At 68.2% G+C, this 18,135-nt stretch carries 9 protein-coding genes; all 9 read left to right on the top strand.

Annotation, left to right across the window (positions count from 1 at the left end; translation table 11 throughout):
- The first annotated feature begins 167 nt into the window (after positions 1-167).
- The 9 genes from AC0IZS_RS22615 (at position 168) to AC0IZS_RS22575 (ending at position 18,128) form a co-directional block, all read left to right on the top strand.
- Positions 168-992 carry a sulfotransferase gene (locus AC0IZS_RS22615; protein WP_471637697.1) on the top strand — a complete coding sequence of 275 codons (825 nt, stop codon included), beginning with the start codon at positions 168-170 and terminating at the stop codon, positions 990-992.
- Between the two features lie 15 nt (positions 993-1,007).
- Positions 1,008-5,897, top strand: a complete 4,890-nt coding sequence (locus AC0IZS_RS22610; RefSeq protein WP_471637696.1) for a beta strand repeat-containing protein — start codon at positions 1,008-1,010, stop codon at positions 5,895-5,897.
- A 233-nt stretch (positions 5,898-6,130) separates the two neighbouring features.
- Positions 6,131-10,360 carry a DUF4347 domain-containing protein gene (locus AC0IZS_RS22605; RefSeq protein WP_471637695.1) on the top strand — a complete coding sequence of 1,410 codons (4,230 nt, stop codon included), beginning with the start codon at positions 6,131-6,133 and terminating at the stop codon, positions 10,358-10,360.
- Positions 10,361-10,489: 129 nt separating this feature from the next.
- Complete coding sequence (locus tag AC0IZS_RS22600; RefSeq protein ID WP_471637694.1) at positions 10,490-10,897, top strand: DUF4345 domain-containing protein; 408 nt, start codon at positions 10,490-10,492, stop codon at positions 10,895-10,897.
- A gap of 286 nt (positions 10,898-11,183) precedes the next feature.
- The gene (locus tag AC0IZS_RS22595) at positions 11,184-11,669 is read left to right on the top strand and encodes a hypothetical protein (RefSeq protein ID WP_471637693.1); all 486 of its coding nucleotides are present in this window, start codon (positions 11,184-11,186) and stop codon (positions 11,667-11,669) included.
- Positions 11,670-11,961: 292 nt separating this feature from the next.
- Complete coding sequence (locus AC0IZS_RS22590; RefSeq protein ID WP_471637692.1) at positions 11,962-13,026, top strand: J domain-containing protein; 1,065 nt, start codon at positions 11,962-11,964, stop codon at positions 13,024-13,026.
- A 207-nt stretch (positions 13,027-13,233) separates the two neighbouring features.
- Positions 13,234-15,480, top strand: a complete 2,247-nt coding sequence (locus tag AC0IZS_RS22585) for an ATP-binding protein (RefSeq protein WP_471637690.1) — start codon at positions 13,234-13,236, stop codon at positions 15,478-15,480.
- Positions 15,473-15,937 carry a response regulator gene (locus AC0IZS_RS22580; protein WP_471637689.1) on the top strand — a complete coding sequence of 155 codons (465 nt, stop codon included), beginning with the start codon at positions 15,473-15,475 and terminating at the stop codon, positions 15,935-15,937. The genes AC0IZS_RS22585 and AC0IZS_RS22580 overlap by 8 nt, the downstream gene beginning before the upstream one ends.
- Complete coding sequence (locus AC0IZS_RS22575; RefSeq protein ID WP_471637688.1) at positions 15,921-18,128, top strand: response regulator; 2,208 nt, start codon at positions 15,921-15,923, stop codon at positions 18,126-18,128. The genes AC0IZS_RS22580 and AC0IZS_RS22575 overlap by 17 nt, the downstream gene beginning before the upstream one ends.
- The last annotated feature ends 7 nt before the right edge of the window (positions 18,129-18,135 follow it).

Below are 18,135 nucleotides of genomic sequence, written 5' to 3'. Positions count from 1 at the left end.
GCCCGGCTACAAACCGTGTCATGTGTTGCCAATCTTTGGCGACGCTGTCGGCAGGCCTGGCACCGCATCGCCAGGCTTGGCGCCGTGATCACCCACGTGAAAAGAACGAAACGGCGCCCGCCGGCAATTGCGCGGGTGCGTTGCGTTTTTTGGCCCCTTGGAAATCTGTGCACAAGTACCACTTCATCACCGGCCTGCCACGCGCAGGCTCCACCCTGCTGTCCGCACTGCTGCTGCAGAACCCGCGCTTCCATGCGGGCATGACCAGCCCGGTGGGCGGCCTGGTCTCGGCCAACCTGCGGTTGATGAGCGCGGGCGGCGAGCTGTCGCTGCTGATCGACCCAGCGCTGCGCAAGAAGATCCTGCAGGGCCTTTTCGACGCGTTCTACGGCGACGTCGGCAAGGAAGTCGTCTTCGACACCAACCGCATGTGGTGCGCCAAGATGCCCATGGTGGCCGACATGTTCCCACAGGCCAAGATGATCGCCTGCGTGCGCGACATCCCCTGGATCATGGACAGCATCGAGAACCAGCTGCACAAGAACCCGTTCGAGAACACCAAACTGTTTTCCAACGAAGCCGAGCGCCTGACCATCTACAGCCGCATGGCCGCACTGGCACGGCACGACCGGCTCATCGGCTTTCCCTGGGCTGCCCTCAAGGAGGCCTACTACGGCCCCCACGCCGGCAAGCTGCTGCTGGTGGACTATGACCTGCTGGTGCGCGCGCCGCACAAGGTGCTGCAGCTCGTCTACCGCTTCATCGGCGAGCCATGGTTCGACGGCCATGACGTCGACAACGTCGAGTACGACGCGCCGCAGTTCGACGAAGCCCTGGGCATGGCCGGCATGCACCAGGTGCACCGCAAGGTCGCTCCCCGCGACCGCCAGACCCTCCTGCCGCCCGACATCGTCGAGAAGTACCAGGACATGGCCTTCTGGCGCACGGACACGCGCAGCACGGCAAGCGTCATCAAACCCACCGCGAACTGATCCAGGAAAGCCCCCATGGCACTTGCTTACACCTCCGGCCAAAGCCTCTGGTCCTACTCCAACACCAGCGACAACTCCAACGCCACCACGGCCCGGTTCGCCGACCTCGATGGCGATGGCGACCTGGACATCTTCATCGGCGTGGAGAAGGCGGCAGGCAACCAGCCCAGTCAGGTCTGGAAGAACGACGGCGCCGGCAACTTCAGCCTGCACCAGAGCCTGCCTGCGGCGCGCATCGTCCAGTCCTGGCTGGTCAACCTCGACGCCGACCCCGAGCTGGAGCTGGTCACCCGCTCCTACCAGTCGCCGCTGCAGATCTGGCAGAACAACGGCACCGGCACCTTCACGGCGGGCGGCACCATCGGCGGCAGCGTGCAGACCGCCGAGATCGCCGACCTCGACGGCGATGGCGACCTGGATGCCTTCATCGGCCTCTTCCAGGGCAACTACGCGGTCTACAAGAACAATGGCTCCGGCGCATTCACGCTGTCGTCCAGCCCGGCCAAGGTCTCGGACCCCCAGGCTGCGACGCTGGTGGACCTGGACAGGGACGGGGACAAGGACGCCGTGCTCGTCGAAGAAAACGCGGTGCGCATTCTGACCAACGATGGCAGCGGCGGCTTCACCCAGCACAGCAGCTTTGGCGACGCCTTTGGCGGCGCGGCCCTGTCTGCAGACCTGACGGGCGATGGCCATGCCGATGCCCTGGTGAGCGGGGTGAACGGCGTTGCCGCCAACCTCATCCTGTTCCAGAACAATGGCAGCGGCGCGCTGGGAACCCAGTTGCAGGCCTTCACCCGGGCCGAGGCGCCGAGCGCCTTCGCCGACGTGGATGGCGACGGCGACCTCGACGGCCTGGGCCAGAAGATCATGCTCAACAATGGGACCGGCACGTTCACCGACTCCGGCGTGGTGCTGCAGGACCCGGCCTTCATGTACCAGGGCACGCCGGTGACCGGCCAGGCCCTGGCGGCCGGCGACGTGGACGGCGATGGCGACATCGATGTGGCAGTGGCCTTCTATGCCGGCGACTGGACGGTCCCCATCTACGCGGGGGCCGTCAAGCTGCTGCTCAACAATGCCGTGCCGGCCACCAACACCGATGGCACCCTCACCGCGGGCACGGGTGTGAGCGAGCCCGTGGCCCTGCCCAGCACGGCAGACACGGCGGCAGAAGCGGTCGATGTGTTCGACTTCAAACTCACCGACGGGGGCGGCAGCGACGGCCTGGCGCTCGGGGTGTCGCAGCTCAAGGTACACACCTCGGGCAGCGGCGATTTCAGCAAGGTAACCTGGCGCCTGAGCGGCCCCGACGCCACCAACGTGGTGGGCACCTACAACGCCGGCACCAACGAGATCACTTTTTCGGGGCTGTCCATTTCGGTGGCCAGCGGTGGCAACGAGACCTACAAGGTCAGCGGCTTCTACAACGACCGCACGGGGCTCGCCAACGGGCAGACCTACATCCTGTCCATTGATGGCGACACCGATCTCACGCTCGCCGCAGGTGGCACGCGCATGGCCAGCGGGCAGGCAGCGGTGACCAACGGCGCGGGCAGCACCGTCAGCGTGGTCAACGAGGCGCCCACCAACATCGCGCTCTCGGCCGCCAGCGTGGCAGAGAACACCTCCACGGCCACACCGCTGAGCATTGGCGCACTCACCACCACCGACGTGAATGCAGGCGACAGCTTCACCTACAGCATCGTGGGCGGCGCGGACGCGGGCGACTTCGCCATCAGCGGCAGCAACCTGCAGTTCAAGGCCGGCACGGTGCTGGACTACGAGGCCAAGGCCAGCTACGCCGTCACCGTGCGCAGCACCGACAGCGGCGGCCTGTTCACCGACAAGGCCTTCACCGTCGCAGTGAGCAACGCCAACGAGACCCCCACGGTGGCCACCCCGCTGGCCGACCAGGCGGCCACGGCCACGCAGGCATTCAACTTCACCTTCGCATCGAACGCCTTCCAGGACCCCGATGCCGCCACCACGCTGGCCTACACGGCCACGCTCGACGGCGGTGGCGCCCTGCCCGGCTGGCTCAGCTTCAACCCCGCCACCCGCAGCTTCAGCGGCACCCCGGCCGTGGGCGATGCGGGCACGCTGCAGGTCAAGGTCACGGCCAGCGATGGCAGCCTCTCCGCCAGCGACACCTTTGCCCTGGTGGTCACCGCCGCCCCTTCGGTCAGCAGCATCGTGCGCACGGGTGGCTCGGTGCTGACCAATGCCCCCAGCGTGGACTACACCGTCACCTTCAGCCAATCGGTGAGCGGCGTGGACATCGGCGACTTCACCGCGACAGGCGTTGGCGCAACCGGCAGCGTGACTGGCATCAGCGGCGCGGGCAGCACCTACACCGTGACGGTCGGCAGCGTGAGCGGCGACGGCACCTTGCGCCTGGACCTCAATGGCAGCGGCACGGGCATAGAGAACGGCCTGGGCATGGCCATCACCGGCGGCTACACCGCCGGCGAGGCCTACACCATCGACACCGTCGCCCCCGCAGCCTCGTCCCCACCCGACCTGGATGCCGCCAGCGATACCGGCGCCTCCAGCACCGACAACATCACCAGCGCCACCCTGCCCACCTTCTCGGGCACGGCCGGGCTGAACGCGGGCGTGACCCTGTACGACACCGATGGCACGACGGCGCTGGGCAGCACCACGGCCGATGGCGCGGGCCACTGGTCCATCACCAGCACCACCCTGGCAATGGGCACGCATACGCTGACCACCAAGGCATCGGATGCAGCGGGCAACTTCAGCACAGCCTCGCTCGGCCTCTCGGTGACCATCGATCCCAATGCGCCGGTGTTCACCTTGGCCACGGTCAATGGCAATGCGCTGGTGCTGACCTACGCCGACGGGGGCACGCTCGATTCCCTCCATACCGCTGCGCCTGGGGCCTTCACCGTGTTGGTGGGGGTGGTGCCGAACGTGGTCACGGCGGTGGCCGTGAATGCGGCGACCCGAACGGTCACGCTGACCCTGACCACGCCGGTGGCCAACGGCCAGGTGGTGACCGTGGCCTACACCGACCCCAGCGGGGCCAATGACGCCAACGCCCTGCAGGACGCAGCCGGCAACGATGCCGCCACGCTGGTGGCCACGGCGGTCACCAACAACACCCCGCCCCCCGATCCAGGCCCGGGCACACCGCCCTCCACTCCCATCGACGGCGTACCCGTCGTCACCGAGCCCGGCCCCGGTGGCTCGACCATCATCACCATCCCGGTGGTCGTGCCCACCCGGCCCGATACCCCTGGCACGCCTTCTCCGCTGGCGGATATCCCCCTGGTCACCTCGCCCAGCGGCACCCCCATCGTCTCGGTGGGGGTGCCCACGGGCGTCGGGCTGCAGGCCGAGGGGCTGACCACCACGACCACGGGCTCTGCTGCACTAGCGGAACTCGGGTTCCGCATCGAGCGCATTGCCGGCGACAGCCCTGAGCTGACCAACGCCGGCCAGGTGTTCTATGCCACGCTGGCGCCCAATGAACCGCTGTCGGTGCAGATCATCAAGCCCACGGCAGGCGCGGGGTTCAACCCCAACGTGCCGTTGGTCATCACCGGCAGTTCCAACCCCGCCGACGGCAAGCAGGCGGTGATCGTGGATGCCCGCTCCCTGCCCCCGGGCACGGTGATCCAGGTGGACGGCATCGAGTTCCTGGCGGTCGTGGGGGCCGTGCGCATCATCGGCGGCGCGGGCCAGAACGCGGCCAGCGGAGACAGCGCAGGCCAGTGGATCGTGCTGGGCCCCGATGACGACACCATCCATGGCGGTGGTGGCCATGACACCGTGGGCAGCGAGGGCGGCGATGACCAGGTGTTCGGCGATACCGGCGACGACATCGTCTTTGGTGGGGCGGGCAATGACCTGCTCTCGGGCGGCACCGGCAGCGACAAGCTCAATGGCGGCACGGGCTTCGATGTGGCCGTGCAGGAAGGGGCGCGCAGCGACTACACCGTGACTCTGGAAGGCGCAGGCATCAAGCTCACGCACACCGCTTCGGGTGTCTCCGACTGGCTGGTGGATGTGGAGCAGGTGCGCTTTGCGACCGGGCCCAGCCTCACCGTGGCACACAGCGCCGCCGAAGAGGCCACCGCCCACCTGGTGCAGAAGTTTCTGGGCCGCGACCTCACACAGGGCGAGGGTGCGGCCATCCAGACCCTGGCGGGCACCAGCGGCCTGGAGGTGGCACGCCTGTTCGCCCAGGTGTTCCCTGAGCAGACCGCAGGCAAGACACCGGCGCAGTTGCTGGAGGGCATGGCCGGTGCAGGCGCGGTGCGCGTGGATGCGGTCAGGGCGGTGGCGGTGACGGGCGACGCGGGCAACAACAGCATCGCCCCCACGCTGGGCCTGGCCCGGTATGTGGATGGCGGCGCAGGCACCGACACCGTGCTCATCCCCGCCACCCTGGCGCAGACGCACATCCAGACGAACAATGGCAACTTCACCTTGCAGCGCCTGACCGATGGGGCAATGCTGGACACCACCCGGGTGGAGCGGGTCACGTTCAACGACACCAGGCTGGCGCTGGACCTCGATGGCAACGCCGGCCAGGCAGCCAAGCTGCTCGGCGCCCTGGGCGGCCCGGCCCTGCTGGGCAACAAGGGCGTGGTGGGCGAGGTGATCCGCCTGCTCGATGCCGGGGCCAGCAGCCAGGCCATCGCCGGGCTGGGTCTGCAGCTCTTGGGGGCGAGCACGCCCACGCAGATCGCGCAGACACTGTGGACCAACGTGGTAGGCCGTGCGGGTACGGACGGTGAGCTCAAGCTGCTCACCGACCTGATGGCGGGTGGGGCGTCGGCGGCTGATCTGGTGGTGGTGGCGGCGAATCTGGATGCCACAGCCGCGCGCATCGACCTGGTGGGGCTGGCGGCCAAGGGAATTGAGTTCGCCTGACGGCGAGGGAATCGAGTTCGCCTGGAGGGCGCCCCCACCATAAACACATCGCCCTGCCGCTCACTTTCTGGTAGAAAGAACGGTCGCGGCCGATCACGTCCTGGGCGTTTCCAGCCCATGCCGTTGTGCCGCGCGCCCCCTGCCGAACGCCCGCGTGGGTATCCGGTCCCCGATGGAGATCCGCTGCCGCAGGTATCCGGTCTCCTGTCCGCCAGAACGAGGATGCAATCAGCATGGCCTACTCTATGGACGACCTCACCCACCCCACAAACGCACACAGCCCCGTGCAGGTGGTCTTCATCTTCAACGACCTGCACGATGGCGCGGCGCTGGCCACAGCGGCCCCGCAGGGTGCCGAGGTCGTGGTGCTCGATGGCATGCGTGACGGGCTGGCGCAGATGGCCGGGCACCTGCAGGGGCGCAGCGGCATCGGCGCTGTGCATGTGCTGTCCCACGGCAGCCATGGCCGCCTGCACTGGGGTACCACCGTGCTGGATACCGGCAACGCCCCCGCGCACGCCGACCTGCTGCGCGCCATCGGCAGTGCGCTCGCCGACGATGGTGACGTGCTGCTCTACGGCTGCCACTCTGGCGCGGGCCGGCAAGGGGCCGCATTGCTGCGCACGCTGTCCGACCTGTTCGGGGCCAACGTGGCGGCGTCCACCCATCTCACCGGTTCACCGCACCTGGGCGGCGACTGGGTGCTCGGCCGGCACCACGGCGCCGTCCACACCCCTGCGCTGGTGGGCCCCGCCCACTATGCCGCCGTGCTGGCCGCGCCCGCGGACGAAAACTACGATACCAATGCGGGCGCCAGTTTCTCCACGGCCACGTTCACGCAGGATGGCATCAAGTACACGGTCACGGGCACCGGCAGCTACACCCACGTCGTCTCCAACAGCAGCGCCTTGTCACCGCTCGGCAACAACGGCACGGACTACTTTCTCCGCTTCAACCAGGCCGGCGCTTCCGGCATTTCCAGCATCAAGGTGGAGGCGGCCGATGGCAGTGCATTCCGGCTCAACAACCTGAGTTTCCACGCAACGGCAGATGCCAGCATCACCATCACCCCCAATGGCGGGGCGGCCCTGCCCTACACCAGCAATGGCGTGCCCCTGCTGCAGCAGAACGTGAGCACGTCGGGCAATACCGACTTCCAGAACATCACCAGTTTCACCCTCGCGGGAGCCAACCTTTCCCTGGCCCTCGATGATCTGGATTTCGAGCCTGCGGTCGCAGCTGCCTCGGCCATCACCAGCGCCACCTACAACGCATCGACCGGGGTTCTGTCCGTCACCGGCAGCAACCTGGCCAGCGGTGGCAATGTCGATGTCGGCAAGCTCTCCCTCGCCGGCCAGGGCGGCAACAGCTACACGCTGACCAGCGGCAACGTCACCGCCAGCAGCGCAACGGCCTTCTCGGTCACGCTCAACGCGGCGGACAAGCTCAACGTCAACGGCCTGCTCAACAACAACGGCAGCGCGGCGGTGGACGCCAGCAGCTACAACCTGGCTGCCGCCGCAGGCTGGCAGTCGGGGGCCTCCGCCGACACCACCGGCAATGCCGTCACCGCCGCCAGCGTGGCCGCCCCCACCATCACCAGCGCCACCTACGACACCAGCACCCATGTCCTCACGGTCACGGGCACCAACCTGGTCAAGACCGACGGGGCCAGCAACGATGTCACGGCCAACAAGCTGACCCTCACCGGCGAAGGTGGCGTCACCCGCGTGCTGCTCACCTCGGGCAACGTGGAGGTGATCGATGCCACCAGCTTTGCCGTGACCCTCTCGGGTGCCGACATCGCGGCGGTGGCGGCGCTGCTCAACAAGAATGGAACCAGCTCCACGGGCGGCACCTCCTACAACCTGGCCGCGGCCGACGACTGGAACAGCGTGGTCACGGGCGGCAGCATCGCCGACCTCACGGGCAATGCCATCACGGTATCCAGCCCGGGGCCGCTGCCCACCATCACCAGCGCCACCTACAACGCCACCAGCGGCGCCCTGGTGGTCACCGGCACCGGCTTCAGCGCCCTGGCGGGGGCCGCCAACGACATCGTCGCCAACAAGTTCACCTTCACCGGCGAGGGGGACGCAGAGTACACGCTGACCACCACGGCCAATGTGGAGATCGCCAGTGCCACCGCCTTCACGCTGACGCTGAGCGCGGCCGACCGGGCCGCCGTGAACCAGCTGACCAACAAGAGCGGCACCAGCTCCAGCGGTGGCACGACCTACAACCTGGCCGCGGCCGAGGACTGGGCCGCCGGTGCCGATGCGGCGTCGGTGGTGGCCGACCTCACGGGCAATGCCATCACCGTGAGCAACATCGCCGTACCCGCCGTCACCAGCGCCACCTACGACGTGGGCACCGGGGTGCTGGTGGTCACGGGCACCAACCTGCTGGGCAAGGCCGGCACCGCCAACGACATCGTGGCCAACAAGCTCACCTTCACCGGCAAGGGCGGCGGCACCTACGTGCTCACCGACACCCCTAACGTGGACACCACCAGCGCCACCACCTTCAGCCTCACGCTCAGCGCCTCCGACAAGGCCTTCGTGAACCAGTTGCTGGACAAGACCGGCACCAGCGCCACCGACAGGACCACCTACAACATCGCCTTTGCCGAGGACTGGAACGCCGGTGCCGATGCGAGCGTGGTGATCGCCGACCTCACCGGCAACGCGATCACCGTAGGAGGCACGCCTGGGCCATCGACGAACGTGGATGGAACGCCCGTCATCATCACCAAGGCGCCCGACGGCACCACCACCACCACGGTGCCCGTGGTCGCCAGCAACCGGACCGATACGCCCGGCTCGGGCAGCCCGCTGGCCGACATCCCCATCGTCAAGGCCACCGACGGCCACGCCCTGGTGTCCGTCAGCATCCCCGTGGGCGTGGGCCTCACGGCCGTGGGGCAGTCCGTGAGCACCACGGGCTCGGCCGCGCAGACCGAGCTCCTGCAGCGCATCGATTCTGCGGCGGGCACCAGCTCCGAACTGGGCCCCCAGGCACAGGACTTCCTGGCCACCCTGGGCGCCAGCGAACCGCTGGTGGTGCAGACCATCAGGCCCACGGCGGGCACCGGCTTCAACCCCAATGTGCCCCTGGTGATCAACGGCAGCGCCGCGGCGGGTTACGGCAAGCAGGCCGTCATCATCGACGCACGCGCCCTGCCCGCGGGCACCGTGATCCAGGTGGACAACGTGGAGTTCGTGGCCGTCGTCGGTGCCGTGCGCGCCATCGGCGGCGCCGGCCAGAACATGGCCAGCGGCGATGGTGACGCCCAGTGGATCGTGCTCGGCCCGGGCAACGACACCCTCCACGGCGGCGCCGGCAACGACACCGTGGGCAGCGAAGGCGGTGATGACCAGGTCTATGGTGATGCGGGGGATGACATCGTGTTCGGTGGTGCAGGCAACGACCTGCTCTCGGGTGGCACCGGCAGCGACAAACTCAATGGCGGCACGGGCTTTGATGTGGCCGTGCAGGAAGGTGCGCGCAGCGACTACACGGTCACCCTGGATGGTGCGGGCATCAAGCTCACGCACACCGCCAGTGGCGTCTCGGACTGGCTGGTCGATGTGGAGCAGGTGCGCTTTGCGACGGGCCCAAGCCTCACCGTGGCGCACAGTGCCGCCGAGGAGGCTGCCGCCTTCCTGTTCCAGAAGTGGCTGGGGCGCGATCTCACGCAAGGCGAGGGGGCCATCATCCAACCCTTCACCAGCACGTCGGCGCTGGAGGTGGCCACCCTGTTTGCCCAGTTCTTCCCGCAGCAAAGCGCGGGCAAGACGCCAGCACAGTTGCTCGAAGGCATGGGTGCCGCAGGCGCTGTGCGCGTGGATGCCATCCGCGAGGTCACCGTCACGGGCAATGCGGGCCACAACACCATCAGCCCCACGCTGGGCCTGGCCCGGTATGTGGACGGCGGTGCCGGCACCGATACGGTGGTGATCCCTGCCACGCTGGGCCAGACCCATGTGCAGGCCAATGGCAATGGCGGCTTCACACTGCAGCGCCTGACCGATGGCGCGATGCTGGATGTGGCGCGGGTGGAGCGGTTGACCTTCAACGACACCAAGCTGGCGCTGGACCTCAATGGCAACGCCGGCCAGGCAGCCAAGCTGCTCGGCGCCCTGGGTGGCCCTGGCTTGCTGGCCAACAAGGGCGTGGTGGGCGAGGTGATCCGCCTGCTCGATGCCGGGGCCAGCAGCCAGACCATTGCGGGCATCGGCCTGCAACTGCTTGGGGCGCAGACGCCTGCCCAGGTGGCACAGCTCCTGTGGACCAACGTGGTGGGCCGCGCAGGCACGCAGGCCGAGCTCAGGCCGCTCACGGACCTGATGGCCAGCGGGGTCTCGTTCAATGAGGTGGTGGTGATGGCGGCCCAGCTGGATCTGACCGCCACGCGCATCGACCTGGTGGGCCTTGCGAACAAGGGACTTGAATTCGCCTGAGGGCGAAGGGACCTGACTGTCGGTTTCAGTGGACCAATGCATGCCAAACATGCTTTGCCAAACCGGTCGCCCCGGCGTTAGCATGCAGCAACCCTGGCATGCGCCTCGGCCCACCCACCGGGAACCGCCATGCCATCCAGCCCACAGCCATCCACCGTCACCGGCCGCCAGCGCGTGGTGCAGGTCTGCCTCTTCCTCGTCGCCGCCATCGCCGTCTTTGGCGGCACGCTGCAGATGTTCCTGGGCCAGCCCGACACCACCCCCCGGCTGGACAACGTACACCGCTTCATGGCAGGCGTGTACCTGTCAATGGGCTTCATCGCGGCATGGGCCGCCATCACCATCCGCCAGCAGGGCGCGCTGGTGTACCTGATCGCTCTGGGCGTGGCCATGGCCGCCGTGGGGCGCCTGGTCTCGATGAGCCAGGTGGGCCTGCCCGAGCCGGCCGCGACATGGATCGGCTACCTGGTGCCCGAGTTGCTCGTGCCGATCATCCTGGTCCTGGCGCACCGCAACTCCAGGCCTTCCGGGGCGTGAACCCGATGGGGTTGGCCGCCGGCATGCTGCGGGGCCGCACACGCCAAAACCCAAGCTGCCGATGGTCTTCTTCGCGCACACCCGCCAGCGATATAAAACCTACCGCACCCTCGGCCTGAGCGCCACCCCGGCCAAGCCATATGGGCCGAACACGGCGCCGTGGCCCGACCCACACCCAAGACTTATCTCTTTCCGGCCACTTTTGCAACTGGCAATAGCTGCAGGCCACAACCGCCCGGACGACGCCACAATACGGTCCCACAGCCACCACCACACCCCCCGCCCCATGCTCAAGCTCTACCGCTTCTCCGACACCAGGAAGGAATACTGGGAAACCTGGAAAGAAGGCAAAGGCGAACACATCGTGCACTGGGGTGAACTGGGCACGCGCGGCGAGTTCAAGACCGTCAAGACCAAAGGGACCGACAAGGCCAAGGATGTTGTCGAGGCCGAGGCCCAGGCCATGCAGGCCCAGGGCTTTGCCGAGATCGACCTGGACGACCACGTGACGCTGCTGGTCGAGTACGCCATCGATGGCATGGGCACCAAGGCCGACATCAAGAAGCGCCACGACCTCGAAGACCGCCTCAACGACACTCTGGGCTGGACCGGCCTGGGCCACTGCGATGGCGGAAGCATCGGCAGCGGCACCATGGAGGTCTGCTGCTTCGTGGTCGATTTCGAGACCGCCCGGAAGGTGATCGCCGACGACCTGGCTGGCAGCAAGAAGTTTGCAGACTACACGCGCATCTTTGACGAAGATGCACCGTAGTCCCTCTTGCGTCGCATAAGCGCAGAGTAGCCGCGGCCACTTCGCTCGGCTTTTGGTGGTCATCGGCCAGGAAAATCCCCAAACCCTCTGACGCCCCCCGAAGCGCCGGGCTGTACAGGAGCCGTTGCCGCGGCACAGGCGCCTATGCACGCGCGCGCATACGCAGTTGCGTGACGCAAATCACCATCCCCGGTATTTGTAAGGCCTGTCCTACAAATTACAGGACGCCTGCGATGTAACATGTGGTTTCATATCACCTGCATCCCAGTACGGTCGGCGAATCCTTCACCCCATGGCCACCCGCGTGACTACGCTGCACACCCATTACGACAACCTGAAGGTGGCGCGCGATGCGTCGCCGGCAGCGATCGACGCTGCCTACCAGGCCATGGTGCGCAGGTTTGGCCCGGCCAGCCACCCGGGCGACTCGCTGGCCGCGCGCAAGATGGCCATCGTCGACACATCCTATGCCGTGCTGTCCAACCCGCACCAGCGCGCGCTGCACGACCTGTGGGTGGCCCAGAACGACGATGACGAGACCGCAACCGCATTGCGCCGCCCTCCGCCATCGACCATCCCCCCGCTGTGGATGCACAGCGAGGCACCGCAGCACTACCACCAGACGCGGCCGCTGCCCCTGCATGCGTCCGAGCCCCCGGCACGCCGCCGGCGCCACCGCCGCTCCACCCTGCCGCCAGCGCACACTGCCGCCCCCAGCTCGCACCTGCAGCGCAACTGGAGCCTGTACGCCCTGGGCGCCGTGGTGGCCTGCCTGGCCCTGGTCACCGCGTCGCCCAAGCCCTTCCTGGGCGATGACCCGGGCAGCGCGGCCGCCTCCGCCACGGCAGCTTCCGGCCCGCTGCGCGGCTTCTCCGTGCCCGTGTTTTTTAACCCGCCCCGCTACACGCGCCCCGCCACGGCGCCCAATGGCCGGCCCTGGCCGGCCAGCGCCGGTTACGTGGACGGCTATCCGCTGCTGGCCAACGACGGAGAGGGCAGCCTCACCGTGGACAACAGCAACAACGACTCGGACGCCTTCGTCAAGCTCGTGTCGCAAGACGGCGGCCAGCCCCAGGTCGTGCGCCACATCTACGTGCCCGCCTTCCAGCGCTTCACCGTGGACCGACTGGCCCCCGGCCAGTACGACCTGCGCTACCGCAACCTGGCCAGCGGCGCCCTGGCCCGCACCCCCGCCGTGACCGTGGCAGCAGCGCCGCCGCAGGCCCAGCCCCCCAGCGACCCGGCATCCCCCCAGCCCAGTGACGCCGGTGGGGCCGCTGTTCTCACCGTGGCGCTGCACAAGGAGCCCCGGGGCCGATTGCCGGCGCTGCGGCTGGCGGAAAAAGAATTCTTCTGAAAACACCGGCAGCGGCCCGCCACGGGTCGCGGCCCACCGCCCCACCCCGCCGGGGGTGCAGCGCGGCGCAGGCAGGCAATGTGCGCGCCAAGAACACCTGCTGACCCACAGGCAGCGTAGGAACGCTCTGACACAAGCGGACGCCATTTGAAGGCATGATGGCCTTTTGATACTCCGGTCGGTCGGGGGGTCACTCCATCTTCATTCATGACATCCATCTCCGGCTTGCCCCAAGCCCTTGATCCTGACCTGTCGGCCTGCCACGCAGAGCCCATCCGCGTACCTGGGGCCATTCAACCGCACGGGCGTCTGCTGGTTCTCGACCCCTCGACCCTGCAGCTGCGGGCGTTCAGCGACAACTGGCAGGCCGACGCGCTTGAGTCTGCTGCCACCCGGCTGGCAGCGGGCGCGCCGGCCGCGCTGGCCGCATTGGAGCCCGGTGCCGCACCCGCCTCGCTGGGTGCCTGGAATCTCGATGGCCAACCCTGGGACGTATCGGCCCACCGCACCGACCAGCACCTGCTGGTCGAGTTCGAGCCGGCCTCGCCCGCGGATGGCAACGCAGCGCCGATCTACTCCCTCACCCGCGTCTTCCTGCCACGCCTGCAGGACGCCGACTCGATCGGGCAGCTGGCCCAATTGGCCGCCACCGAGATGAAACGCCTGTCGGGCTTTGGCCGCTGCCTGGTCTACTGCTTCGATGAAGCCGGCCACGGGCAGGTGCTGGCCGAAGACCTGGACCCGGGGTACGACAGCTATGCCGGCCACCACTTCCCGGCCGACGACATTCCGCAGCAGGCACGCGCGCTGTACCTGCTCAACCACTTTCGCCTGATCGCCGACGCCAACTACACGCCCGTACCGCTGCGCAGCGAAGACCGCTCGCTGGCGCCCTCGGGCATCGACCTGTCGCAGGCCCAGTTGCGCAGCGTCTCGCCGGTGCACCTGGAGTACCTGCGCAACATGGGTACGCTGGCGTCCATGTCGGTGTCCATCGTCATCGGGGGCAAGCTGTGGGGCCTGGTCTCGTGCCACGACCACGCACCCCGCGTCATCGGCGTTGCCACGCGCCTGGCCTGCGAGCACCTGGGCCAGTTGCTGGCGCTGCAGATCCAGTCCAAGGAAGCCACCAGCCAGGTCGGCGAGCGGCTCGCCCTGCGCCAGCTCACGCTCGACATGGTGGCGCACCTGGCCGACAGCGACGAAACCCTCTCCCTGCTGGCCAAGGCGCCCGGCCTGCTGCGCTTTGCCCGCGCCAGCGGCGCGGCCGTGGTGCGCGACGACGAGGTCTGGAGCGTGGGCGAAGTCCCTTCTGTGCCCGATATCCAGGCCCTGGCCGCCTGGGTGGCAGGCCAGGGGGTCGAGGTGTTCCATACCAGCCAGCTGGCCCTGCACCATGCGCCGGCGCAGGGCTTGCCGGGCATTGCGGCCGGGGTGCTGGCGGTGTCCATCTCCCAGGTACACCGCCACCTCATTCTCTGGTTCCGGCCCGAGATCGTGAAGACCGTGACCTGGGCCGGCAATCCGCACAAGAGCCTGCTGGCGGCCGATGGCCGCATCCACCCACGCCTGAGCTTCGAGAGCTGGCAGGAGCGCATCCGCGGCACCTCGCTCCCATGGTCCGCCGCCGAAGTGGGCGTGGCGGGTGAACTGCGCCAGGCGCTCATCGGCATCGTGCTGCGCCGGGCCGAAGAATTCGCCGAGGTGGCCCACGAGCTCACGCGCGTGAACAAGGAGCTCGAGGCCTTCTCGTACACCGTCTCGCACGACCTGCGTGCGCCCATGCGCCACATCGCCGGCTATGTGGACCTGGTGGTCGATCTCGACAAGAAAGCCCTGTCCGAGCGCGCCCTGCGCTACCTGGGCAACGTGAAGGACGCCGCCGCCTACGCAGGCCAGTTGGTCGATGCCCTGCTCGACTTTTCGCGCATGGGCCGGGCAGCGCTCAAGCAGCGACCGGTTGACATGCGCGTGCTGGTGCAGGACCTGGTGCGCGAACTTTCGCGCCAGGAGCCCCAGCGCCGCGTGGAATGGGCGCTGGACGACAGCTACCCCGTGCTGTTTGCCGACCCGTTTCTGCTGCAGATGGCCACGCGCAACTACCTGACCAACGCCCTCAAATACACGCGCGGCCGTGACACCACCCGCATCGCCGTGCGCGCCATCCGCCGGCCCGAGGGCGATGGCATCGAGGTCGAAGACAACGGCGTGGGCTTCAACATGGAATACGTGGGCAAGCTGTTTGGCGTGTTCCAGCGCCTGCACCAGGCCGAAGACTTCGAGGGCACGGGCATCGGCCTGGCCATCGTCAAGCGCATTGTCGAGCGCCACGGCGGCAGCGTCTGGGCGGCAGGCACGCCGGACCAGGGCGCCCGCTTTGGCTTCACCCTGCCGCGCGTGGCACCAGTCACGGACACCTCTCCCCCATCTCCTCCCGGAGCCCCCGATGCTTAAGCCCATTTTGCTCGTCGAAGACGACAAGCGAGACCTGGAACTCACCCTGATCGCGCTGGAGCGCAGCCAGCTGGCCAACGAAGTCGTGGTGGTGCGCGACGGCGCACAGGCGCTGGACTACCTGCGGCGCGAAGGGGACTTTGCGGGCCGTGATGCGGGCAACCCGGCTGTGGTGCTGCTGGACCTCAAGCTGCCCAAGGTCAACGGGCTCGAGGTGCTGCAGGCCGTGCGCGCCGACGCCGCGCTGCGCAGCCTGCCGGTGGTGATGCTCACCTCGTCCCAGGAAGAGAACGACGTCGTCAAGAGCTACGAACTGGGCGTGAATGCCTATGTCGTCAAGCCCGTCGCCTTCGATCGGTTCGTCTCGGCCATCGGCGACCTGGGCGTGTTCTGGGCGGTATTGAACGAGCCGCCACCAGGCTCCTACAGGGCCCAGCGCCATGACGAACAACCCTGATCGATCGCCCGCGGTGGATGCTGCGGCGACGCCATCGGCGCCGCTGCGCGTGCTGGTGCTCGAAGACTCCCGCTTCGACGCCGAGCTGCTGGTCGAGGCGCTGGGCAACGCGCGTCCGGGCGCCCGCATCACGGTGGTCAGCGACGAACCCGGCTACGTGCAGGCGCTCACGGGGCAGCGCTTCGACGTGATCCTGTCCGACTTCGAGCTGCCGGGGTTTTCTGGCGGCGCGGCGCTGGCAACGGCGTGCAGGCTTGCGCCCGAGGTGCCCTTCATCTTCGTCTCCGGCGTCATCGGCGAGGACAACGCTGTCGAGCTGCTCAAGCGCGGCGCGACCGACTACGTCAGCAAGAACCGGCTGGCGCGCCTGCCCGTGGTGCTGGACCGCGCCTTGTCGGAAGCCGCCAGCCGGCGCACCCTGGGCGCGGCCGAGCACCGCCTGCGCGAGGCCGACGCCGCCATCGGGCGCGCCGAATCCCGGCGCCTGGCCTTGACTGAACTGAGCGACCGCATCCGCGACATGGACGACGTGGCCGAGATCAGCTACACCGCAGCAGAAACCCTGGCCAGCCAGTTCAACGTGGACCGCGCCGGCTACGGCGTCGTGGACAAGACCGCCGAAACCATCACCATCGAGCGCGACTGGAACGCCCCCGGCGTGCAGAGCCTGGCAGGCGTGCTGCAGTTCCGCGACTACGGCTCCTACATCGACGACCTGTCGCGCGGCATCACGGTGGCGTTTGCCGATGCCCGCGAAGATCCGCGCACCCAGGCCACGGCGCATGCGCTGGAGGCCATATCGGCCCGCGCCGTGCTCAACATGCCGCTGAGCGAGCAGGGCAACTTCGTCGGCCTGCTGTACCTCAACCACAGCCAGCCCCGCACCTGGACCGAGGACGAGGTGGCCTTCGTGCGCGACGTCGGCGACCGCCTGCGCTCCATCCTGGGCCGCAGGGAGGCCCAGCAGGCGCTGCAGGCCCTTGCCGCATCGCTGGAGCGGCAGGTCGAAGAGCGCGCGGCCGAGCTCGAAGCCGCCAAGGAACAACTGCGCCAGAGCCAGAAGCTCGAAGCCGTGGGCCAGCTCACGGGCGGCCTGGCGCACGATTTCAACAACCTGCTGGCGTCGATCACCGGCTCGCTCGAACTGCTGCGCCGCCGCGGCGGCGCCCACATCACGCCAGACATGGAGCGCTACATCGGCGTGGCCCAAGGCGCGGCCAAACGCGCCGCCTCGCTCACCCACCGGCTGCTGGCCTTCTCGCGCCGGCAGACGCTGGAGCCCAAGACCCTGTCGCTCAACGAACTCGTACACGGCATGGAAGAGCTGCTGCGCCGCACCGTCGGCCCCGAGATCGACATCGAGATCGCCGCTGCACCCGGCCTGTGGAGCGTACACGTGGATGCCAGCCAGATCGAAAGCGCCCTGCTCAACCTGTGCATCAACGCCCGCGACGCCCTGCCCCAGGGCGGGCGCATCGTGATCGAGACCGCCAACCACACGCTGGATGCACGCGCGGCCCATGCCGCCGACCTCCAACCCGGTGCCTATGTCTGCATGTGCGTGCGCGACAACGGCGTGGGCATGCCGCCCGAGGTGGCGGCCAGGGCCTTCGACCCCTTCTTCACCACCAAGCCGCTGGGCATGGGCACGGGCCTGGGCTTGTCCATGGTCTACGGCTTTGCCAAGCAGTCCGGCGGGCGGGTCAGCATCGAGTCCCAGGTCGGCGTGGGCACCGCGGTGTGCATCGAGCTGCCGCGCAGTGAGCGCGCGCCCGAACACGGCATGGCCGAGGAAGGCCCCGCCGCCGCGCCGCGTGCGGACCAGGGCGAGACCGTGCTGGTGGTGGACGACGAGGCATCGCTGCGCATGCTGATCGTCGAGGTGATGCAGGACCTGGGCTACGCCACCCTGGAGGCCGGCAACGGCGCCGAAGCCATGCGCTGGCTGCGCTCGGACCGCGCCATCGACCTGCTCATCACCGACGTGGGCCTGCCCGGCGGCATGAACGGCCGCCAGGTGGCCGATGCCGCGCGTGGTGAACGGCCAGCCCTCAAGGTGCTGTTCGTCACCGGCTACGCACAGACCGCCTTCGACGAGGGGCGCCTGGAGGCCGGCATGCACGTCATGACCAAACCCTTCGACATGGATGCGCTCGCGCGGCGGGTGAAAGAAGTCATCGAGGGGGCATGAACCGCTG

This window comes from Acidovorax sp. AC410 (assembly GCF_979253235.1).
Note: the sequence above shows the minus strand (reverse complement) of the source record. Positions and strands in the feature narration are given on the sequence as shown.